Source organism: Arthrobacter sp. NtRootA1 (assembly GCF_019976975.1).
Lineage (GTDB): Bacteria > Actinomycetota > Actinomycetes > Actinomycetales > Micrococcaceae > Arthrobacter > Arthrobacter aromaticivorans.
In genome coordinates this window covers 185303-205486 of the sequence record NZ_AP024630.1, presented here as the reverse complement: position 1 = coordinate 205486, position 20184 = coordinate 185303, and the positions used below count along the sequence as shown (strand labels likewise).

Annotated in this window: 22 protein-coding genes; 10 read left to right on the top strand and 12 right to left on the bottom strand. The window is 61.7% G+C overall.

Annotated elements, in window-relative coordinates; translation table 11 throughout:
* Positions 1–7: 7 nt before the first annotated feature.
* Positions 8–1504 (bottom strand): four-carbon acid sugar kinase family protein, encoded by a 1497-nt coding sequence (locus tag LDN90_RS01015; RefSeq protein ID WP_223947570.1) that lies wholly within the window; start codon positions 1502–1504, stop codon positions 8–10.
* Between the two features lie 131 nt (positions 1505–1635).
* Here LDN90_RS01015 and LDN90_RS01010 point away from each other — a divergent pair, with 131 nt between their 5' ends.
* Together LDN90_RS01010 and LDN90_RS01005 are read left to right on the top strand one after the other, a co-directional pair.
* Positions 1636–2439, top strand: coding sequence for an alpha/beta hydrolase (locus LDN90_RS01010; RefSeq protein WP_223947569.1), 804 nt, complete (start codon positions 1636–1638; stop codon positions 2437–2439).
* Positions 2440–2517: 78 nt separating this feature from the next.
* Complete coding sequence (locus tag LDN90_RS01005) at positions 2518–3219, top strand: FadR/GntR family transcriptional regulator (RefSeq protein ID WP_216922605.1); 702 nt, start codon at positions 2518–2520, stop codon at positions 3217–3219.
* Between the two features lie 89 nt (positions 3220–3308).
* On the opposite strand, the gene LDN90_RS01000 is transcribed toward LDN90_RS01005, so the two are convergent.
* Positions 3309–3740: a universal stress protein gene (locus LDN90_RS01000; RefSeq protein ID WP_216922607.1), complete on the bottom strand. Its 432-nt coding sequence runs from the start codon at positions 3738–3740 to the stop codon at positions 3309–3311.
* A 174-nt stretch (positions 3741–3914) separates the two neighbouring features.
* On the opposite strand from LDN90_RS01000, the gene LDN90_RS00995 reads away from it, so the two are divergent.
* Both LDN90_RS00995 and LDN90_RS00990 read left to right on the top strand, forming a co-directional pair.
* Positions 3915–4721, top strand: a complete 807-nt coding sequence (locus LDN90_RS00995) for an SDR family oxidoreductase (RefSeq protein WP_223947568.1) — start codon at positions 3915–3917, stop codon at positions 4719–4721.
* Between the two features lie 108 nt (positions 4722–4829).
* Positions 4830–5039, top strand: a complete 210-nt coding sequence (locus tag LDN90_RS00990) for a dodecin (protein WP_216922612.1) — start codon at positions 4830–4832, stop codon at positions 5037–5039.
* Positions 5040–5091: 52 nt separating this feature from the next.
* Here the strand turns inward: LDN90_RS00990 and LDN90_RS00985 are convergent, their stop codons facing one another.
* On the bottom strand, positions 5092–5973 hold the full coding sequence (locus LDN90_RS00985) for a helix-turn-helix transcriptional regulator (RefSeq protein ID WP_223947567.1): 882 nt from the start codon (positions 5971–5973) through the stop codon (positions 5092–5094).
* 234 nt (positions 5974–6207) lie between these two features.
* On the opposite strand from LDN90_RS00985, the gene LDN90_RS00980 reads away from it, so the two are divergent.
* The 5 genes from LDN90_RS00980 to LDN90_RS00960 all read left to right on the top strand — a co-directional run bounded on the left by LDN90_RS00980 (position 6208) and on the right by LDN90_RS00960 (position 11088).
* A complete protein-coding gene (locus tag LDN90_RS00980; RefSeq protein WP_223947566.1) occupies positions 6208–7029 on the top strand; it encodes an aldo/keto reductase in 822 nt (273 codons plus the stop codon).
* Positions 7030–7053: 24 nt separating this feature from the next.
* Positions 7054–8025, top strand: coding sequence for an aldo/keto reductase (locus LDN90_RS00975; RefSeq protein WP_223947565.1), 972 nt, complete (start codon positions 7054–7056; stop codon positions 8023–8025).
* Entirely contained in the window at positions 8022–9044 is a 1023-nt protein-coding gene (locus tag LDN90_RS00970) for an NAD-dependent epimerase/dehydratase family protein (RefSeq protein ID WP_223947564.1), read from the top strand. The genes LDN90_RS00975 and LDN90_RS00970 overlap by 4 nt, the downstream gene beginning before the upstream one ends.
* An 83-nt stretch (positions 9045–9127) precedes the next feature.
* A complete protein-coding gene (locus tag LDN90_RS00965) occupies positions 9128–9958 on the top strand; it encodes an aldo/keto reductase (RefSeq protein WP_223949210.1) in 831 nt (276 codons plus the stop codon).
* An 80-nt stretch (positions 9959–10038) separates the two neighbouring features.
* Entirely contained in the window at positions 10039–11088 is a 1050-nt protein-coding gene (locus tag LDN90_RS00960) for a beta-propeller fold lactonase family protein (RefSeq protein ID WP_223947563.1), read from the top strand.
* Here LDN90_RS00960 and LDN90_RS00955 read toward each other — a convergent pair.
* The gene (locus tag LDN90_RS00955) at positions 11085–11315 is read right to left on the bottom strand and encodes a hypothetical protein (protein WP_216922625.1); all 231 of its coding nucleotides are present in this window, start codon (positions 11313–11315) and stop codon (positions 11085–11087) included. The genes LDN90_RS00960 and LDN90_RS00955 overlap by 4 nt on opposite strands.
* Positions 11312–11509, bottom strand: a complete 198-nt coding sequence (locus LDN90_RS00950) for a hypothetical protein (protein WP_223947562.1) — start codon at positions 11507–11509, stop codon at positions 11312–11314. Before LDN90_RS00950 ends, LDN90_RS00955 begins: the two co-directional genes overlap by 4 nt.
* Before the next feature lie 321 nt (positions 11510–11830).
* On the opposite strand from LDN90_RS00950, the gene LDN90_RS00945 reads away from it, so the two are divergent.
* Complete coding sequence (locus tag LDN90_RS00945; RefSeq protein ID WP_223947561.1) at positions 11831–14596, top strand: alpha-amylase family glycosyl hydrolase; 2766 nt, start codon at positions 11831–11833, stop codon at positions 14594–14596.
* 70 nt (positions 14597–14666) lie between these two features.
* Here the strand turns inward: LDN90_RS00945 and LDN90_RS00940 are convergent, their stop codons facing one another.
* The 7 genes from LDN90_RS00940 to ureE form a co-directional block, all read right to left on the bottom strand.
* Positions 14667–15692, bottom strand: coding sequence for a hypothetical protein (locus LDN90_RS00940; RefSeq protein WP_223947560.1), 1026 nt, complete (start codon positions 15690–15692; stop codon positions 14667–14669).
* 1 nt (position 15693) lies between these two features.
* Positions 15694–16203, bottom strand: coding sequence for a sigma-70 family RNA polymerase sigma factor (locus LDN90_RS00935; RefSeq protein WP_216922633.1), 510 nt, complete (start codon positions 16201–16203; stop codon positions 15694–15696).
* A gap of 69 nt (positions 16204–16272) precedes the next feature.
* Positions 16273–17313 carry a nickel transporter gene (locus LDN90_RS00930; RefSeq protein ID WP_223947559.1) on the bottom strand — a complete coding sequence of 347 codons (1041 nt, stop codon included), beginning with the start codon at positions 17311–17313 and terminating at the stop codon, positions 16273–16275.
* Positions 17313–18194 (bottom strand): urease accessory protein UreD, encoded by an 882-nt coding sequence (locus LDN90_RS00925; protein ID WP_223949209.1) that lies wholly within the window; start codon positions 18192–18194, stop codon positions 17313–17315. Before LDN90_RS00925 ends, LDN90_RS00930 begins: the two co-directional genes overlap by 1 nt.
* A 53-nt stretch (positions 18195–18247) precedes the next feature.
* Positions 18248–18865, bottom strand: a complete 618-nt coding sequence (gene ureG, locus LDN90_RS00920) for an urease accessory protein UreG (protein WP_223947558.1) — start codon at positions 18863–18865, stop codon at positions 18248–18250.
* A 13-nt stretch (positions 18866–18878) separates the two neighbouring features.
* Positions 18879–19550: an urease accessory protein UreF gene (locus tag LDN90_RS00915; RefSeq protein ID WP_223947557.1), complete on the bottom strand. Its 672-nt coding sequence runs from the start codon at positions 19548–19550 to the stop codon at positions 18879–18881.
* Between the two features lie 159 nt (positions 19551–19709).
* Positions 19710–20183 (bottom strand): urease accessory protein UreE, encoded by a 474-nt coding sequence (ureE, locus tag LDN90_RS00910; RefSeq protein ID WP_223947556.1) that lies wholly within the window; start codon positions 20181–20183, stop codon positions 19710–19712.
* Position 20184: the final 1 nt, after the last annotated feature.

The following is a 20184-nucleotide window of genomic DNA, read 5'->3' as shown; positions in this document are numbered from 1 at the left end:
GAGTCTGTTAGAAAGTGGCGCTGAGTTTGCGGGTGACCTGGGCGAGGGACTGGTCATCGCCCACATTGCCGGCGAAGACGATGTACGGGATCCCTTTCGCGGGGCCATCCACCGGTTCCCAGAGCGAGACGATGCCCGGCAGCATGGGTCCGCGGACGATCGCATGGCGGATTTCCAGCCCGTGCGCCGCGACATCCGAGGACGTGATGCCACCCTTGGCGATGACGAACCGCGGCGGGAATGTTTTCAGCGTCCGGTTCACAACATTGACGACGGCGGCCGAGACCGTGCGGGCGATCTTCAGGCTCGCTGTGGCGTCGTCGGTCTTGATGAGCAGGCGGCTGGTGTGGACGATCACGTCGCCTTGGTGGAGGGCCTCGACGACGTCGGACACCACCGTGGCGATATAACCGTCAGCTTGGGGAACCAGCAGCTTCTCAACATCGATCTCGATAATGCGCGCGGAGCTGTGTGCGGCCGTAAGGGCGGTGAGCTGCCGGGTGGTCACACCGACGTGGGAGCCGACCACGATCAGGCCACCGGATGTGGAGGGAGTGTTGCCCGCGTACGCCTCTTCGGAGGTCAGTGCTGTGCGGATTTCCTGACCGATCCGGCCGCGGACGAACGGGGGGCCTACGCGGTAAAGGAGTTTCTTGCCGCGGCGTTCGGCTTCTTCCAGGCCAAGGGCGAGTGCACGCAGATCGTTCTCGGTGACGATATCGGCCACGATCGGAGTCGAGTTCGAGGCTGGCTCAAGGGCATCGGCGATTGCTTTGGCGGAAATAGCGGGATCCTGGGCGGAGGCCCCTGCACGGATAATGTTCAGGTCCAGGACGATCACCTCGCTGGCCGGGAACCTGCCCTGCGACTTCTCCTCCACATACTTGGCCATCTCGGAGTTGGCGAATCCGAAGCTGGCGTCCTTGGCGAATTCCGTCTCTGCCACGGGGGTGAGCTTGCCGGCTTCTTCCCCGGTACCGCGCATGTAGTGGACACCGCCGATGGTTACCCTGCCGGCGTCGGGGAATGCGGGGACGATTACTACGCCGTCGGTGGTTTCACCGGTCTCGGCGGCAACCGTGGCGGCGATGACATCAGGCTCCAACGGGTAGTGGCCACGCAGGGTGGAGTCGCTGCGGCTGACAAAACCAAGCTGGAGCCTTGGACCCGCGGAGCCTGCCGCCGCCAGTGCGTTGCGGACGATCTCCTCATTACGCGCTGCAGCCTCGGCAGGATCCAGGCTGCGGGTGTTGGTCAGGACGTACACGGCGGGCTTGGTTTGGTTCTCCCGGATGTAGGCGAAAGCCCATGCAAAGTCAGCGACTTCCCAGCGGGTGAGGACGGCGAGATCCGAAACGGACTGGGTTCCGGTGGGGTCGTCGTCAAGGACAACCAGGACGCGTGGGGCCTCAGCCGAGGACGCGGCAACAGCGTCGGCAACCAACTGGGCAGGAATGTGGACTTCCGCCGGGAAAGCGGCCAGAACGTCGGATTCAAGGGTCACTGTGCACTCCATCGTGGGAAATCTTTGTAGCGGATTCGTGAATGTAAGATGTCAGACATCTAACATTTCATAGCCAGTGTGACACAGCGCGCTTCACCGCGCAAGATGCCGTACGTCACTAGGCTGGAGACATGGCCGGCACCGCAGTTCCACTCCCCTTCGTGGATGCTCGAACCTCCTCGCCTTCCCCCGCCGGGCAGGTCCCGGTTGTGCTGATCCACGGCTGGGCTTCAGGCTCCGTCTACTGGGAGCCGCTCGCGAAAATACTGCTCGACGCCGGGCGCGAAGTTTGGATCCTCGACCTCCCGGGCTATCACCCGGGTCAGGACCTGCCCGCCGACTTCACGTGGACGTTGGAAAGCGCCGCCGCGTCGGTCGGAGCAGCGATCCGCGCCCGCACAGATGGGCCCGTTCACCTTGTGGGACATTCGATGGGCGGCAGCGTCTCACTGACCTTGGCGGCAAAGCATCCAGAACTAGTGGCAACGCTCGCCTTGGTAGGAATGGTTCCGGCGCCTCAAAACGAGGCGTTCAAGAACCTCTTGGTATCGCAGCTGGAGCAGGGATTTTTCGACGCCGCTACCAAGCTGAAGCTCATGAACGCCTGGTACGGGGAGCTCTCCGCAGAAGACATGGAGCTGCTCAGCAAAGGATTCGATACGCCGTTTCGGATTCTGTCCGCCAGCGCCTGGGCGGCCATGACCGGCGTCGAACCTTCAGTGCCTAGCTGCGTTCAGGCGCCGTTGCTGGTGATCGCTGGAACGGGCGACCGCGTGCGGTCAATCGAGCAGATGGCTGCGTTCGTGGCGGCAAGCCCGACGCGCACGCTGAAGGCAATTCCCGACGCGGGCCACACCGTCCATTGGGAGCAGCCGGAAGAATGTGCCAGGACTTTGTGTGAATTTTGGAAAACGAGCTGGCCACCGCCAGCGTAAGATGTCTGACAACCGCCGCGCCTGGAGGAAAACATCCATGAGGTGCCGGACGGTCTGAGTTACAGGAAATGGGGATACATGGCACGCAAGTCGCTGGTGGGCGTCGTTGCTGATGAGCTGCTGGACCGGATCATCGCGGGCGAGTTTCCGCCCGGGACACTTGTCCCTGGCGAACTGGAGCTCAGCGCCCGGCACGAGGTGAGCCGCATGACCGTGCGCGAAGCTATGAAGACCCTCGAGGCGCAGCGGATCCTCAGCGTGGAACGTGGCCGCGGTACGTTCGTCAATCCGCTGAACCAGTGGGCGTCCTTGGAGGCCGTCCTGCGCGCCGCTTCCGAAGGCACCAAAGACGCGGCCGCGGCCGTCCAGCTCATTGAGCTACGCCGGATGCTGGAGACCGGCGCCTGCGAACTCGCTGCGGAACGTATTTCCGACGACGAGCTGACCACCCTGACAGAGCACGTTGAAAAAATGCAGTCGGCACACGAGGTCAATGACGTGGCCGCCTTCGTGGAAGCCGATCTCGCGTTCCACGATGTCATCCTCCACGCCTCGGGCAACGTGTTCGTGGCTGTTCTGTTCGAGCCATTGCATCGTGTACTCGAAGCACGGCGGACGCAGACCTCAGCTTTCGCTGACATCCAGGCGCACGCGATCGGCCATCATCGGAAAATTGCGGCGGCCCTGGAGTCGCGGAATCCGCATGAGGCCCGGCTGGCCATGGACGCCCACATGCAGCAAACATTGGACGATCTGAAGACGTACGTCCTGGAGGCGTAAGCCTTATAACCACTTAGACCCATAACCAAGGGACAGCACTTGTCACAGCACATGCTCAGAGCGACAAGTGCTGTCCTACTTGGTAAGGGCTAGGCGTCCACCTCCGTGTTCACGATGTAGACGTCGCACGGAGCGCCGTGTGCCACGCTGTTGGCGATGCTGCCAAGGACACGTCCAAGGCCCTTCATCCGCTTGTTTCCCACCACGATCAGCGAGGCGTTGTTGGTCTCTGCGTAGTTGATGAGCGCGTTGGCCGGCGTACCGCGTGCTGCGAAGTACTTGACGTTGCCACTGGGGACCTCAAGCTCCTCAGAGACCTTGCGGGCCACGTATTCTGCGGAGTCGGCCGAAGAAACCGTGATCCTGTCGCTGCCGCTGCCAAATTCTTCAATGCGGTCATCGGAGAACCCGCTGATGACATGCAACTCGGCGCCAAGGGCTGTGGCAAGCTTCGCCGCTGCCACTGCTGCGCGTTTGGCCGTTTCGCTGCTGTCAACGCCGACGACAATAACTTCAGACATGAGTACTCCTGGTTGTGGGAATTCACTGGTGGTGCTGCTAAAAATCTACACTCCATCACCATCCGCCGCCGGGATCCGGGAAGAACCGGCATCTTCCAGCCTCCGTGTTTACGATCCTGCGCGTCCGGGTAGGGATAAGTCATCGGAACCATCACGCGACCGAAAGGCAAGGACATGAGCGAGGCATCATTTTCCCCTCAAACCGCCATCGTCACCGGATCTGACTCAGGGATAGGACGTGCCACGGCGGTTGCGCTGGCCAAGGCAGGCATGGATGTCGGCATCACCTGGCACACGGACCAGCAGGGTGCCGAGGACACCGCAGAAGAGGTCCGCGGGCTGGGCCGCAAAGCAGTGGTGCACCACCTGGACACCACGAACGTCTCCGAAACCGCTGCCAGCATTGACAAGCTGGCCGAGGAACTCGGCGGAGTGGACGTGTTCGTGAACAACTCCGGAACGGGAGATGGCACCAAGTTCCTGGAGCTGGACTACGACACCTGGATGTCCACCTTGGACACCAACCTCAACGGCGCTTTCGTGGCCATGCAAGCAGCTGCCAAACGCATGGTCAATGCGGGCCGCGGCGGACGCATCATCGCCGTGACCAGCGTGCACGAGTTCCAGCCGCGGGTGGGAGCCTCCGCCTACGATGCCTCCAAGCACGGGCTGGGTGGGCTTATTAAGACCATGGCGCTGGAGCTCGCGGAGTTCGGCATCACCGCGAACAACGTTGCTCCCGGCGAGATCGCAACGCCCATGACCGGCCAGACAGACGAGGATCCCACCAAGACGGAGCGGCCAGGAGTACCTTTGGGACGCCCGGGCGACGCCCGCGAAATTGCTGCGGTCATCGCCTTCCTGGCCTCCCCGGATTCCAGCTACGTCACTGGCGCCTCGTGGCCCGTGGACGGCGGAATGCTCCAAATGGGACCGCACGCAGGATCGCACATCACGGGCAATGACTGGCGCGAAAGCTGAGCCCGCCAGACCTCTGGCCCGCACGGACGTCCGTGGGCTAGTCTGCAGGAACGGCCTGCCCAGCGGGCCAGCATTTTCAAAGATTCAGGGACGATGATGAGGAGCACCATGGCTGACCACACATATAGCGTTTCCGAAATTGTTGGCACTTCTTCCGAGGGCGTCGATGCGGCCGTCAGGAATGGCATCGCCGCCGCCGCCCAGACGCTGCGTAACCTGGACTGGTTCGAGGTGAAAGAGATCCGCGGTCATCTGGAGGACGGCGCAATTGCCGATTGGCAGGTAACCATCAAGCTCGGTTTCCGCTTGGAGCGCTGATCCCCCATCGCGAGATGACAGTTAATGCCAATGTTTCAGAGGAACATTGGCATTAACTGTCGTCTCGGCGAGCTGGCTCGGGTTGGGGCGCCTGAACGCCCACCTCGCCAAAGCTGCTGAGCAGCGTCAGGGCGTCCGACGACGGCGAGCCCACCTTCGCGGAATGGACCCTTAGGAGCTGGTCGGGATCCTCCGGGAGGCTTAGCGTTTCAAAGTTCAGTTCAAGATCGCCAACCAGGGTGTGGTGCAATCTCACCGTGCCAGCAGAGCGTGAGGCCACCCGGTGCCCCGCCCACCATTGACGGAAATGCTCACTGTGCACCGCAAGTTCGCCTACGAGCTGGTTGGTTTGGGGATCGTTGGGGTGCCTGCCGACGTCCATCCGCAAGGCGCCCACTGCCTCGGCGGCCACGGTTTTCCAGTCCCTGAACAGCTCCTTGGCCGCAGGATCCAGAATGATCCAGCGGGTCAGGTTCCGCTCAGCCGCGGGCAGTGCTGTGAAATCCGTGAACAGCAGATGCGCCATCCGGTTTCCGGCCAGTACATCCGCACGCCGCCCAAGGACCATCGCGGGAACATCCCCGACGGCGTCCAGCAACTGCCGCAACGCGGGGCGCACCTTTTGGGCGGGGCCGGGATTGCCGGCTGAACTGGCGCAATGCTCCAGCAGGTCCAACATGTGCGCATGCTCCCCCGCGTCCAGGCGCAGCGCCCTGGCAACAGAGTCGAGGACTGCCTTGGAGGGGTGGATGTTCCGGCCCTGCTCCAGGCGTGTGTAGTAGTCGGTACTCACCCCGGAGAGCCTCGCCACCTCCTCGCGGCGGAGACCGGGCACCCTGCGTGAGCCGGTGGACTCCTGGGCCCCGGCGTCCTCCGGCGAAAGGCGGGCACGCATGACCTTGAGGAATTTTCCGAACTCGGCGCTTTGACCCATCCGTCCATTCTGCCGTTATCGCGGCCGGCAAGACCAGAGCAGGACCACCGATTTGGGTAGGACTGCCAGACCTAGGAAAAACAGGATCAGGCTGGATTGCTGACTCGACGACGAAAACTGAATAGGCTCAGTACAGAGCCTCCCGAAAACGCTTTCTGGAATCCCGGCTTTCCCCAGCCGCACCCACAGGAACCAACGGGCTGGCTTGGAAATATCTACCTCGAAGGAGACCTCATGCCAGAGCTGACCCTAAACAACGGCGTCACCATTCCCCAGCTCGGATTCGGTGTTTTCCAGGTGCCTCCGGAAGAAACACAGAAGGTGGTGGAAGACGCCTTGGAGGCAGGCTACCGACACATCGACACCGCCGCCGCCTACCGCAACGAGGCTGGCGTTGGCGCCGCCATCGCAGCCTCAGGCCTTCCCAGGGAAGACCTTTTCATCACCACCAAGCTCCGCAATGGCGAGCAGGGTGAGGCGTACGACGCCTTCCAACGCAGCCGCGACGCCCTCGGCCTGGAGGTGGTTGACCTCTACCTGATCCACTGGCCCGTCCCTTCGCAGGGCCTGTACACCCAGGCTTGGAAGGAGATGGAGAAGCTCTATCAGGACAAGCAGATCCGGTCCATCGGCATCTCCAACTTCCTCTCGGACCACGTGGACACGCTGCTGCGCGATGCAGAAGTAGTGCCGGCCGTGAACCAGATCGAACTGCACCCCACGTTCCAGCAGGCCGATCTTGCAAACAAGTGCCGTGATCTCAGCATCGCCGTTGAGGCGTACAGCCCATTGGGTCAAGGCAAGGACCTGAACGCCGAGGTGGTGGCCCTGGTGGCTGCCGCACACGAAACGACCCCGGCACAGGTAATCCTGGCCTGGCACCTCGCGCAAGGAACCATCGTGATCCCCAAGTCCGCGGACTCTGCCAGGATGCGCGAGAACCTCGGAGCCGCCGATCTCACCCTCACCCAATCCGAACTGGCTGCCGTCACCGCCCTGGAGGCCGGCGCCCGCATAGGTTCCGATCCCGGCGTCGCGGCTTTTACCCAGCTCTAAACAAACCAAAAAGGAAACAACAGCATGCAGTACACCCACCTTGGCCGTTCCGGCCTGAAAGTTTCACGCCTCTGCCTGGGCACCATGAACTTCGGCCCCCAGACGGACGAAGCAACGGCGCACTCCATCATGGATTCCGCACTGGATTCCGGCATCAACTTCTTCGATACCGCCAATGTTTACGGTGGTACGGGCCACCGGGGATGGACCGAGGAAATCATCGGGCGCTGGTTCGCGAAGGGCGGCGAGCGCCGGGAACGGACAGTGCTGGCCACCAAGCTTTACGGCACCATGACGGATCGTCCCAATGAATCAAAGCTCTCCGCACTGAACATCCGCCGCGCCCTGGATGCCAGCCTGAAGCGCTTGCAGACGGACTACATCGATATCTACCAGTTCCATCACATCGATCGCCAAACACCGTGGGATGAGATCTGGCAGGCAATCGAAGTAGCCGTCCAGCAGGGCAAGATCCTGTATTCGGGCAGCAGCAACTTTGCTGGCTGGCACATTGCCCAGGCGCAGGAAGCCGCTCGCAGGCGGAACTACACCGGCCTGGTCAGCGAGCAGTCCATCTACAACCTCTTCCGGCGTGAGCTGGAGCTTGAGGTCATCCCCGCCGCGCAGCATTATGGCCTTGGCCTGATCCCGTGGTCGCCTTTGCAGGGCGGCTTGTTGGGTGGGGTGCTGAAGAAAGAAGAGCAGGGCGTCCGCCGCGCTGAGGGCCGGGCACTGGAAACCCTCAAGAAGCATGAGGACCAGATCCGTCAGTACGAGGATTTTGCCGATGAGCTGGGCCAGAAGCCCGGCGATGTCGCCCTCGCCTGGTTGCTTCATCAGCCTGCCGTGACGGCGCCGATCGTGGGACCGCGCACCCAGGAGCAACTGGACGCCGCAATCCGCGCCCTGGACGTCACCCTCAACGAGGACGCGCTCAAGCGCCTCGATGACATCTTCCCTGGCCACCGCACCGCCCCGGAGGACTACGCCTGGTGAGCAGCCTCCTCCCACAAGCGGACACCGTCCGGCCGCGGAACATCCTGTTCATCGGCGGGACCGGCGTCATCAGTGCGGCTGCGGCTGACCGCGCCGTCGCGCTGGGCCACCGGCTGACCATCCTCAACAGGGGACGGTCAGCCGGGCGGCCGGTTCCCGAAGGCGCCGAGGTGCTCCACGCGGACATCCGGGACACCGAGGCTGTGCGGGAGGTACTTCGCGGAAGGGAGTACGACGCCGTGGCCGACTTCATCTCGTTCACACCGGCTCATGCGCGGGCCGGCTTGGAGATGTTCCGGGGGAAGACTGGTCAGTACGTTTTCATCAGTTCCGCCTCGGCTTACCAAAAGCCCCCCAACACCCTGCCCATCAGGGAATCCACTCCCCTGAAGAACCCGTTTTGGAAGTACTCGCAGGACAAGATTGCGTGTGAGGAGTTGTTGTTTGAGGCCTACCGCGAGCAGGACTTCCCTGTCACTGTGGTCCGGCCATCGCACACCTATGACCGGACCAAGATCGCGCTGGTGGGTGGTTGGACTGACATTCACCGCATGCGCGCGGGAATGCCGGTGTTGGTCCATGGGGACGGGACCTCCCTGTGGACGCTGACCCACAGCCGTGATTTCGCCAAGGCCTTCGTTGGGCTCTTGGGAAGGCCGCAGGCTGTCGGTGAAAGCTACACCATTACTTCAGACGAGTTCTTGCCGTGGAACCAGATCTATCGTCTCTTCGCCCGGGCAGGCGGGGTTGAAGAACCCGAGCTGTTTCATGTTTCCTCCGAGACCATCGCCGCGCATAGCAAAGAGCTTGGCCCCAACCTCTTGGGTGACCGCTCGCACTCGGTGGTGTTCGATAACTCCAAGATCAAAGCACTCGTGCCGGATTACCAGGCAACCATCCCTTTCGCGGACGGTGCGAGGGAGATCATCGACTGGCACGATCAGCATCCCGGGCTGCAGGTAGTTGCCGAAGACTTCATGGAGCTGAGCGATCGGCTCTATGAGTGGTCTCGGCGGTAGCTGTTGCCAAGCAGCCATTGGCCAGCGTAGAACAGCAAAGAGACCCGCCGGTGGAGATTCAAGCAGTAGAGGAGATCATGCTCATGACACTTGCCCCGCTCATTGAACTCAACGACGGCTACAAGATCCCGCAGTTGGGGTTGGGTACATGGCCCTTGGATGATGCCCAGGTTGCTGACGCCGTAGTGGAAGCTGTTTCCTGCGGCTATCGACACATTGATACGGCGGTTAAATACCGCAACGAGACGGGAGTGGGCAACGGCATTCGCGCCTCCGGCGTGGACCGGGGCGAACTCTTCGTCACCACCAAACTGGACGGTGGGTTCCAAGGCGCGGGCAAGGCAGTGGCTGGGCTCGATGGCTCGCTGGAACGCTTGGGTCTGGACTACGTTGACCTGCTGCTGATCCATTGGCCGCTCCCCCGCCGAGACGAGTTCGTCTCCACGTGGAAGACCTTCGAGGAGCTTCAGGCATCGGGCAAGGTGCGTTCCATCGGTGTTTCCAATTTCAAGCCCTCGCACCTTGACCGGCTGTTCCGGGAAACGGATGTTGTTCCAGCGGTCAACCAGATTCAGGTCAATCCCGCCATCCCGCGTCCTGTTGCCATCGCGTTCAACGAGCAGCACGGGATTGTCACGGAATCGTACAGTCCACTAGGCGCCAGCAGCGACCTCCTGAATGCCCCGGTTCTGGCAAGCATTGGCAACAAGCATGGAAAGACGCCGGGCCAGGTGGTTCTCCGTTGGCACGTCCAGCAGGGCCTGGTTGCCATCCCCAAGACCGCCAATCCCCAGAGGATGCGGGAGAACCTTGACGTCTTCGGCTTCGAGCTGGACCAGGATGACCTTAGAAGGCTACAAACCCTCGACGCCGGTCCTGATGCCGGCGTCGACTCGGACGTGCAAGGACACTAGGGAGCGGGGACACTAAGGGACGGGGACACTAAGGGACGGGGACACTAAGGGACGGGACACTAAGCGTGGGGGAACTCAACATGGAAACAGCAGGCACAGAAACACTCATCTGGACCGGGTCCTACACCGCGGACCGGAATGGAAATGGCGAAGGAATCGGCGCCATCACGCTGGATATAGACGGGAAACTCACTTCGCTTGGCCTGGCTGTGCCAGCGAACTCGCCGTCCTTCCTCGCCATTCACCCAACCCTCCCTGTGCTCTATGCCGTGGCCGAGGAAGGCAAGATGGTACGGGCCTACCGCCGTACCGGCACCGCTGAACTGGAGCCAATGGGCGAGCCGTGGCCGGCGGGCGAGGCTGCTTGCCACGTGGCGACGGATCCACATGGCCGGTTCATTGTGGTTACCTGCTGGGGCGACGGCCAGGTCATTCTTTACGAACTGGACCACGACGGCGCCATCACCTCGCGAACCAGCGCGGAAGCCGCCGTCGACCCCCATCAGACCGGACCCACCGACGAGCCGCGGCCCAGCCGCGCACACTCAAGCCTCATGCTTCCCGATGGTCGAGTCATGACCACGGACCTCGGGCACGATCTTGCGAGGGTTTGGCGATATGAGCCAGGCCAGGGTCTGTTGCCCGATCACCACGTGATCCTGCCCAAGGGCTCCGGCCCGCGTCACATGGTGCGGCATCCCAGCGGTACGGTTTTCATCGACACGGAGTACTCGATTGAGGTTGCAGCTCTCAGGGCCGAACCCCAAGGAGTCTACGAACTCACGGCCGTGGTTCCCGCCAGCGTCAACAAAGCGTTCCACGGCGACTCCGCCGCCGAGATTGCAATGTCCACTGACGGTCGGTTCGTCTACGTGGGAGTCCGCGGCTCCAACCGGATCTGTGTCCTGAAGGTGGGCGCACAGGGCACGGACGTGACACCCTTGGCCGATGTGCCTAGCGGGGGCGACTGGCCACGGCACCACCTGGTCCACAACGGCTGGCTCTTGGTGGCCCATGAAGGTTCCAACGATGTCCTGAGTTTCAGGCTCGACCCCGAAACCGGCCTGCCCGACGGACCCTTGGGCAGGATGGAGACAGGGTCCCCGAGCGTGCTGGTTCCGGCGGCTTAGGCCGCCCAGACCTGGACGTCGTCCGTTCCGCAGAACAGCTTACGGCCAGTCGGTTCAAGGACCACCCACAGCAGTTCCTGGTGATGGGAAACGTCGTCAACACGGCCCGTACCTGCACCCCAGGCGACATCGTAGATCCAGACGCGATCCCCGGCGCCCAGTTCAGTCCACTGGGCGGCCGGCACGTGCCGGTAGTCGGCGGGCCTATTCAGAATGGAGCTGGTCATGCTTGGACTTCGCCGGCGGTCCGAAGCCGCCAGACTGTGGGCAATCCGTCATGCGCGGGGAGGACGTGACCTTCGGCAAACACCAGGACGGCGTCGGGCTCAGCGTCCGGGCTCCACAAACCCGAGGCCGGGCAGTGGGAACCGGTGGGCATGACTCGGGTGGCTCGTTCGCGCAGGAGGGCGATGCTCTTCATCGTTGAAACTCATCCTTGGGTAGTTCAGGGCGCTGCATGCTGTGAAGCAGCGCCTGGTGTGAAGCAGATCTCCTCAACCCTATGCAAGTCATAGACGCTTCGTTATAGGCAATTGCATAGCATTTCCGCATGGTGTCATGCAGGCGAACAACAGGATTTTGACTCGTCCTCGGCTACGAGCACTGCAAACGCTTCCAGTATTGGCCGCGTAATAGCTCTTCACATGCAGAAAATCATCTAATTCTCTGGATCAAGGCACCGCAAGCGCTTACAGTTGTGAGTTGCCACACAACAGAGTCGTTTAGCGGAAGGTTCCATCACTTGCTATCTCGCAGCTATAGATCCATTGTTCCCGCCGTCGTACTCGCCACCGCAGTGGTGACGGCTTCCACCGTTCTCCCCGCGAGCGCCGCCACCACCAAGAAACCAAGCCCCGATCCCGCCGCCCAACACTCGATCCGCGGCGGCGTCAGCAATCAGAACTTCTACTTCGTCATGGCTGACCGCTTCAACAACGGCACGAAAGCCAACGACGACGGCGGGCTGGGCCCGGACCCGATGGTCTCCGGCTACGACCCCACCCGCAAGGGCTTCTACAACGGTGGTGACCTGAAGGGCCTCCAGGACCGTTTGGACTACATCCAGGGTTTGGGAACCAACGCCCTCTGGCTCACGCCAAGCTTCAAGAACAAGGCAGTCCAGGGCGGCGGCGAGTTGGACAACAGCTCAGCTGGCTACCACGGGTACTGGGTTACTGACTTCACGCAGATCGACCCCCACCTGGGCACGAACGCTGAACTTAAGACACTCATCGAAGCGGCCCATGCCCGCGGCATAAAGGTCTACTTCGACATCATCACCAACCACACTGCGGACGTGATCCAGTATCAGGAATCTGAGTCAGCGCCGTACGTTTCCAAGGAAAGAGAACCGTACCGCACGGCGGCCGGCGAGGCTTTCGATGACCACGACTACGCCGGCACGCAGGACTTTCCGGCGCTGGATCCAGCCACTTCCTTCCCCTACACGCCGGTGGTCCCCGAAACCGAGAAGGACGTCAAAGTTCCCGCCTGGCTCAACGATCCCACGCTCTATCACAACCGGGGAAACACGACCTTTTCCGGCGAGGACGCGCTCTACGGCGACTTCTTCGGCTTGGACGATCTGTTCACGGAGAATCCCCGCGTGGTCAACGGCTTCGTTGATGTCTACAAGAGCTGGATCCGGGATTTCGGCATCGACGGCTTCCGCATCGACACCATGAAGCACGTCAACGATGAATTCTGGCAGCAGTTCGGCCCCCAGGTCCTGAGCTACGCCAAGGAGCAGGGCAAGGACGAATTCTTCATGTTTGGCGAGGTCTTCGACACCTCAAAGAGCGTCACGTCCAAATTCACCACCAGGAACAAAATGCAGGCCGTGCTCGACTTCGGTTTTCAGGGAGCTGCCCGCAGCTTCGCTTCCCAGAGCAGCAAGGCCAGTGGTTTGGCCGAGTTCTTCAACGGAGATGACTGGTACACGGATGCGGATTCCAACGCCTACCAGCTCCCCACCTTCCTGGGAAACCACGACATGGGCCGTATCGGCACGTTCATCGCCCAGGACAACGCCGGGGCCTCCGACGCCGAACTCGTCGAGCGCGATGAACTCGCCCACGAGCTGATGTATTTCTCCCGGGGTAACCCCGTTGTCTACTACGGAGACGAGCAAGGATTCACGGGGGCAGGTGGGGACCAGGACTCGCGCCAATCGATGTTTGCCAGCAAGGTTCAGGAATATCTTGACGACGACCTTCTGGGCACCAGCGCTACGCATGCAACAGACAACTTCGATACCGGGCACCCGCTGTACAAGAAGATCAGCGAACTTGCTGCACTCACCGCCGAGCACCCCACCCTCCGCAGCGGCGCACAGCAGAACCGGTACGCCGCCGACGGCCCCGGGATTTACGCCTTCTCGCGCATCGATGCCAAAGAGCAACGTGAGTACGTGGTTGCCGTGAACAACAGCGAGAGCGCGCAGACAGCCGAGATCCCGACGTACGAGGCGAAGCAGCCGTTCAACCTCGTTTATGGCGACGCTGCAGCCGATGCAAAGACTGACACGCAGGCGAAACTGACCGTCACAGTGCCTCCGCTTTCCACCGTGGTGTACCAAGCAGCGGGGCGACTCGCGCAATCCAAGGCGGCACCCGGCGTCGTACTCAAGAAGCCGGTGACGGCTGCTGGTGACCCTTCCCGCCTGAAGGTGGCGGCAGACGTCGACGGTAACTCGTTCTACGAAGTCACTTTCCAGGCGCGGACGGCGGGCGGCGAATGGCAGTCGATCGGCACGGATGACAACGCGCCATACCAGGTGTTCCACGACGTATCTTCCCTGGAGTCGGGCGCGTCAGTGGAGTATCGCGCGGTGGTGCTGGACAACAGGGGACAGACCTCCGCGAGCGAGCCGCGGAGTGGCGTGGTGGGTGAGCCTGTGCAGCCCGAAACCGTGACCGTTGCAGGCAGCCTCAACACCGAGCTTGGCTGCACGGAGGATTGGCAGCCGTCGTGTGAGCAGGCGTCGATGACTTACGAACCAACGCACCGTCTGTGGCAGCTGAACGTCCCGAACCTCCCGGCAGGAACGTATGAGTTCAAGGCCGCGATCAACGGCTCGTGGGACGAGAACTACGGAGCGGGTGGCGTTCTGAACGGACCGAATGTGGTGTTCGCACACAGTGGCGGCGCTGTCACATTCCTCTACGACCACGCAACGAACCTGATAACCGCAGCGGTTGCCGGTCAGCAACCCGCTGCCGTATCCGTTCCCGGTAGCCTGAACTCCGAGCTCGGTTGTGCCGGCGACTGGATGCCTGATTGCCCGCAGGCCCAGCTTGCCTTGGATCCTACCGATGGCACCTGGAAACTGGCAGTGCCGAACCTCCCTGCAGGGAACTACGAGTTCAAAGCCGCGATCAACGGCTCCTGGGCTGAGAACTACGGTCTGGGCGGCGCCGCGAACGGCAGCAACATAGCCCTTAAGCACGACGGCGGCGCGGTCACCTTCCGGTACGACCCCGCCAGCCATCTACTCACCACCCGCTAGCCCAACTACGTAGCAGCTGATGCCCTTTTGAACGCTCAAAAGGGCATCAGCTGCTACTCAGATGGGGTTCCTAGTTGTAGCTCACGCTCAGGAGCATCGCCTTCAACTGGGCGTACTGCGTGCTGCCCATCCAGGCCTTCGCTGCTTCAGGGGTGGCGAAGGTGGGCTGCTTGTCGAAATCGAACACGACGTATGCGTTCATGAACCCGTTGGGCATCCTGATCTGGTTGGTCCCGGAGGTAGTCTGCCCCGGTTGAAGCTCAGAGGACAGCCGGACATCCATGACGTAAAACGGAGGCGAGTCGGAGGGCCCCTTGGCGGTGGGCATCCCCCCGTTAGCGGCGTCGTAGTCGATGTTCATTATTTGATTCAATGAGAAACCGAATTCCACCTGGTTTCCGGCTGTATCCGTCACTCCCGGAACCACTGCCCGGTCGAGGACTGTCCGATCCACCAGGCCTCCCGTGCCATCTCCGTAGAAGCCGCTATTGATGCGGGCCACCTCGGCTCCTGCACTGTCCAGGAGGGTGGCCCCTTGGGATGCTGCCTTCGTTTCCTCGGAAAGGTAGGGACCCTGCTCCGTCCGGACAGTCCAACCGCTCGGATAGTTGAAGGAGATGTGTCCATCCGGGAAGGTGAACTTTTGCAATGCTGCAACTGGCGGCACGGTTGGCGTAGGCGTTGGTGCCACCGGAGGAACGATCGCAGGCGCCGACTGAGTGGGCGTGACCGGCGTCGGAGCACCGGAAGGGGTCGCTGAAGCGCTGGCCGAAGAAGTGGCGGACACACTCGGCGTTGGCGTTGGCTCAGGTGTGGTGACGGTGACTGCCGGAGCCGGCGTCGAGCTGATTGGCCCAAAGTTGGCCGCCACGAGGACACCGGCAGTGACGGCGGCGGCTCCCAGCAACAGCGCTCCGGCAATCCGGACCTTTCGGTTCCTGCGATCTTGGAGCGAGCTCACGCCAGCCGGCACAGTGTCACTGAACACCCGAGGGCCTGTCAGCATCCGGGCCAAGGCTTCTTCGCCGTTGATTTCGGCCTCTGGTTCCTGGGCAAGAGGGTCGATCGAGGAAATCTGGCTCTTGATCTGGTCCATCTCAGACTCCCATCTTGTGTGTAGTCGTTTCGACACCTGCAGGCATCTGTTTCCGGAAAGCACCACGTGCGCGGTGCAAGCGGACCTTCGCTGCGGATTCACTGCAGTTCAGAACCCGCGCGATTTCGGCGCAGCCCAAGCCATCCCAATACGCCAGCTGGAGGATGTCCCGGTCCTGTTCGCGGAGCCGGGCCATGGCATCCTGTACCACGACGTTCTCGGAGTCGTCCCCGAAACGCTCCACCGCCGTCGTGCGTAGCTTTTCCTGCAGCGCCTGTTGGCGATCACGGCTCCTGTAGGCATTCCCCACGAGATTTCGGGCGACAGTGAGCAGATACGGGAGGTCGGGCTGGGAGTCGTCGTCCCATTTTTGCCAGATGACCCGGAAAACGTCCGCCGCGATTTCTTCGGCAATTTCCGCCGATTCCACCCTGCGGCGGACAAATCTGAAAACGGACGGATAGCTGTTTTTGTGAATGGCGATAAACGCCAGTTCGCGCTCGGAAAGCACGATTTTCCCCCTGAAAGTAGTGTCCTGAACTGCAGGATACTTCTTTAGTTTCCGGCCGGGGTCTTGTGGTTACATGCGCTGGGAGAATTTACGCCAGCCAGAAACCGCCCACGCGATCAGGAACAGGCACACCAGGACCAGGCCTGCGTCGCCAAGCTCGATCCCTCCCAACCACGTAGTCAACGGGTCCTCGAGTTCAAAGGCCGCGTTGACGAATCCTCCGAGCGTGATCAAGGAGATGAACAGGGCCGAGACAGCCGAAATGCCGGTGATCACCACGTTGAAGCCGAGCTTGCGCTGGGGGTCGCTGATGGCGGAGTTGTACATTTTCATCATCGCCACGCCGTTGATGGAATCGCACAACGTCATGGCCGCGGCGAACGCGAACGGGAGCGCCATCAAGGCAAACGGCGAGACTCCGGCGATTGACGCCGTCGTGGTGATAACAAGTAGTCCGATGGTGGTGGCCGTATCGAAGCCGAGCCCGAAGAGGAAACCGATCACATAGATGTTCCGCGGCCGCTCCACCTTTGACAGCGGCTTGGCCAGCAACCGGGCAACGAATCCTTTGGCCTCAAGGTCTTCTTCACTGATCGCTGCACCCGCCTGGACGCGCCAGTACACCTGCGTGGCACGCATGAATGCAGAGCCGTTGAAGAGGCCCATTCCCAGCAGGAACAAACCCGACACTCCGCTACCGATCAAGCCCAGCACCTTGTTGCCCGCCGTGCCGTCCTCCATGAATTGGCCTATCAACGTTGCGCCCGCCACCACGAGGAGCCCCGCCAGGATGACCACGGAACTGTGGCCCAGGCTGAAAGCGAAGCCGACGCTCACTGGATCCTTGCGCTGCGCGACGAACTTGCGCGTGGAGTTATCGATCGCAGCGATGTGGTCCCAGTCGTAGCTGTGCTTGATTCCGGCCACGTAGGCGGTGATCACCAAGCCGAGCGCCAAAGGCTGCGCCGCCCCTGCCGAACCCAGCAGCAAAAGCACGACGGCGGCAACGTGCAGGGCGCAGACCGCACCGAACGTGAAAAGTAGCCGCGTGCGCAGTGGCAACTTCTCCCGATCCCGGTACATGGCGGCGAACTCCATCAGCGCAGGCATCAATACTTCCTCAAGTTCACTGGTCCCTGACCATACCAACGTTCACGGAGAACGCTAGTGAGAGAGCCCAGCAAATTTTGGAGATCATCGGTGCTGTTGGACAACGATCTCAGCACAAGACCAGTAGTGCCGCCAACACTATTGGTCAGCGACACGCCCGTGTAAGCACCATGCTCCTCCGCCACGTGGTGCAGCTCGTCGGCAAGCCGCTGATCCACCCTCGGATCAACAACCACCAACGATCCCAGGTGGCTGAAACCCTCCATGAACCCCAAGCCAGTTACATCACCCAGCGGCGGCCGTATCAGGAGGTTATCGAGAACCAATAGCCGGGGCTCCTCCCCGATTTCCACATGGATCTCATTGCGCAGCCGCAACTCCTCGTACCGGAACACCCCGCCGTCCGGCGACCACCCCGGCGTGACCACCTCGGCCATGACAAGGCTCGACGTCGGGTGGAGACTGATACGCGAATTCTGCCGATAGCTCGCCTCCCGGTAGGCGATCAACTGGTCGGGCAACAACTCCAATCGCGCCCCCTCCCCCAGCCGCACATGCATCCGTTGTTCAGCAAACGACCCCGGAGTCCGATAAACCTTCGTAGCCGACTGCGTAGTCAACAACAAATCCGCCCCAGCCTCGACCTCCACGTCAACAACAAACAAATCCGCCCCCAAAAACGCCCCGCCAGGATTCACGATGACGTAGCAAACCTGCCCACTCTGATCGAGATAGTGCGGCCGCAACACTCTCAAAGCGCCCTCATGAAACTGCCGAGAAGCAACAGACCTCCCGCCACGCACACTGACGCAAAGCTCAAGCCGCCCCCGCACGGGGCGATCAGCGGACGCGGATGAAGGGGGCCGCGGCGTGGAGGGCATCGCGAAGCGGGCACGGCCCCCTACATCCGGTGAGGCCGCCGGACTATGAACGCTCATGATGCCAAGTCGAGCATCAGGACGTCCCGGCGGATCCAGTTCACGACGGCGTCCAACCCTTCGTCCGTTTTGAGGTTCGTGAAGCAGAAGGGCTTGTTGCCGCGGAATTCCTTGGAGTCCCGCTCCATCACTGAGAGGTCCGCTCCAACGTGGGGGGCGAGGTCCGTTTTGTTGATGATGAAGAGGTCGGATTTGATCATCCCTTGGCCGGCTTTGCGGGGGATTTTTTCGCCTTGGGCTACGTCGATGATGTAGATGGAGAAGTCGACGAGTTCGGGGCTGAAGGTGGCTGAGAGGTTGTCTCCTCCGGATTCGACGAAGATCACTTGAAGGTCGGGGTGCCGGGTTTTGAGTTCTTCGATGGCTGCCGTGTTCATGGAGGTGTCTTCGCGGATTGCGGTGTGGGGGCAGCCGCCGGTTTCGACGCCGATGATGCGGTCTTCGGGGAGGATGCCGTTGGCCGCGAGGATTTTGGCGTCTTCGATGGTGTAGATGTCGTTGGTGATGGCGGCCATGGATATGTCGCCGCTCATGTGCCGGGTGATCCGCTCGACGAGTTGTGTCTTGCCGGCTCCGACCGGTCCCCCGACGCCGATTTTGATGGGTTCAGACATGTGTCCTCCTGGGTTAGCTCATGAACATGCGGGCGCGTTGCCGCTCGTGCCGCATTTGTGAAATTTCAAGTCCGGGGCTCACGGCCCCAAAGTCGTCCCAGCACAGTTGTGCTACAACCTCGACGGCGGCAGCAACGGCGTCGTGCGCGTCTCGAAGTACGCGTTGCCCGGCGTTCTGTCCGAGCGGGATTGCGCGCACGGCGTTCTGCGTCAGGGAAGTAACCGTGGCAAACAGATACGCAGCAAGCGCCTCTTCAAAGGGAACACCCAATGACCGAGCAATCACGCCAAAGGCCAAGGGCTGATGCCCCACAGCATCCCCCTCACGAACCAGATCCCGATAATGATCCAACTCCGCCGACGGAAACACCTCCCCACCAATCTCCAGCAGCCGTCCCCCCATTTTCAAAGAAACCTCCCGCACCTCCCGGGCCAACAACTGCGAAGAAAGAACAGAATCCAACAAACCAACATCCACCCCCTCATACAAGAACCGCACAGCCAACCCATCCGAATAGGTCAACTGCTGCGCAAGGAAGGCATGGAGCCAAGTGCTGAACGTAACCGCATCCCCCACAAGCCCACGCTCGATGTAGCCCTCAAACCCCAAAGAATGAGCAAACGCCCCCGTAGGCAACGCAGAGTCCGTCAATTGTTGAAGAGCCAGCTGATATGTCGCACTCATCGGCAACCTCGTTGGCCCGCAGGGCTGACGCTGGCCCGACAGGCGAAGGCGGGTGATAGGGGCCGCGGCGTGGCGGGCATCGCGAAGCGGGCACGGCCCCTATCACCCGCCGAAGGTTCGCCAACCACGACAGGTGCGCCCGGACTTTGGGTGTGAGGATTAGTGCGAATGCTCAGCATGGCGGAATGGCACCGGCATGACCCGCTCTTGCCTGTCGTAGGGGACGCCGACGCTCTTCAGATAGTCCTCGACGGTGTGGTCATACTGGCACACCATGACGTCGGCCCCGTACTCAGACAGGGAGTCGAAGAACTGTGCCTGCAGATGCCGGTTGCCGAGGGAGTGTGCGACGACCCCCATTTCGTGGATGCTCCGCGGGGCAATGACGAGGACGTCGGTGGGCAGCACGGAGATGACGATGAGGTTGGTGTCGTCGGCGGCGAGGATGTCGCCGTCGCGCAGGTCGCCGGATCCGGTGGGGAGGCGGATGCCGAGTTCTTTGCCGTGGTCGGTGGTGACGCGTTGGATGCGTTTGACGAGCAGTGCGCTGGGGAGGACGACTCTTTCTTTGTGGTGGCTGGCATAGGCGTCGGGGTGTTCGTGGAGGTTGCCGAGGATTTTTTCGATGATCACG

Bases quoted from the DNA above. Each gene is read 5' to 3' on its own strand.
- LDN90_RS01010 (WP_223947569.1), top strand. From the start codon at position 1,636: ATGGCCGGCACCGCAGTTCCACTCCCCTTCGTGGATGCTCGAACCTCC.
- LDN90_RS01005 (WP_216922605.1), top strand. From the start codon at position 2,518: ATGGCACGCAAGTCGCTGGTGGGCGTCGTTGCTGATGAGCTGCTGGAC.
- LDN90_RS01000 (WP_216922607.1), bottom strand. From the start codon at position 3,740: ATGTCTGAAGTTATTGTCGTCGGCGTTGACAGCAGCGAAACGGCCAAA.
- LDN90_RS00995 (WP_223947568.1), top strand. From the start codon at position 3,915: ATGAGCGAGGCATCATTTTCCCCTCAAACCGCCATCGTCACCGGATCT.
- LDN90_RS00990 (WP_216922612.1), top strand. From the start codon at position 4,830: ATGGCTGACCACACATATAGCGTTTCCGAAATTGTTGGCACTTCTTCC.
- LDN90_RS00985 (WP_223947567.1), bottom strand. From the start codon at position 5,973: ATGGGTCAAAGCGCCGAGTTCGGAAAATTCCTCAAGGTCATGCGTGCC.
- LDN90_RS00980 (WP_223947566.1), top strand. From the start codon at position 6,208: ATGCCAGAGCTGACCCTAAACAACGGCGTCACCATTCCCCAGCTCGGA.
- LDN90_RS00975 (WP_223947565.1), top strand. From the start codon at position 7,054: ATGCAGTACACCCACCTTGGCCGTTCCGGCCTGAAAGTTTCACGCCTC.
- LDN90_RS00965 (WP_223949210.1), top strand. From the start codon at position 9,128: ATGACACTTGCCCCGCTCATTGAACTCAACGACGGCTACAAGATCCCG.
- LDN90_RS00960 (WP_223947563.1), top strand. From the start codon at position 10,039: ATGGAAACAGCAGGCACAGAAACACTCATCTGGACCGGGTCCTACACC.
- LDN90_RS00955 (WP_216922625.1), bottom strand. From the start codon at position 11,315: ATGACCAGCTCCATTCTGAATAGGCCCGCCGACTACCGGCACGTGCCG.
- LDN90_RS00950 (WP_223947562.1), bottom strand. From the start codon at position 11,509: ATGAAGAGCATCGCCCTCCTGCGCGAACGAGCCACCCGAGTCATGCCC.
- LDN90_RS00940 (WP_223947560.1), bottom strand. From the start codon at position 15,692: ATGGACCAGATCAAGAGCCAGATTTCCTCGATCGACCCTCTTGCCCAG.
- LDN90_RS00930 (WP_223947559.1), bottom strand. From the start codon at position 17,313: ATGCCTGCGCTGATGGAGTTCGCCGCCATGTACCGGGATCGGGAGAAG.
- LDN90_RS00925 (WP_223949209.1), bottom strand. From the start codon at position 18,194: ATGCCCTCCACGCCGCGGCCCCCTTCATCCGCGTCCGCTGATCGCCCC.
- ureG (WP_223947558.1), bottom strand. From the start codon at position 18,865: ATGTCTGAACCCATCAAAATCGGCGTCGGGGGACCGGTCGGAGCCGGC.
- LDN90_RS00915 (WP_223947557.1), bottom strand. From the start codon at position 19,550: ATGAGTGCGACATATCAGCTGGCTCTTCAACAATTGACGGACTCTGCG.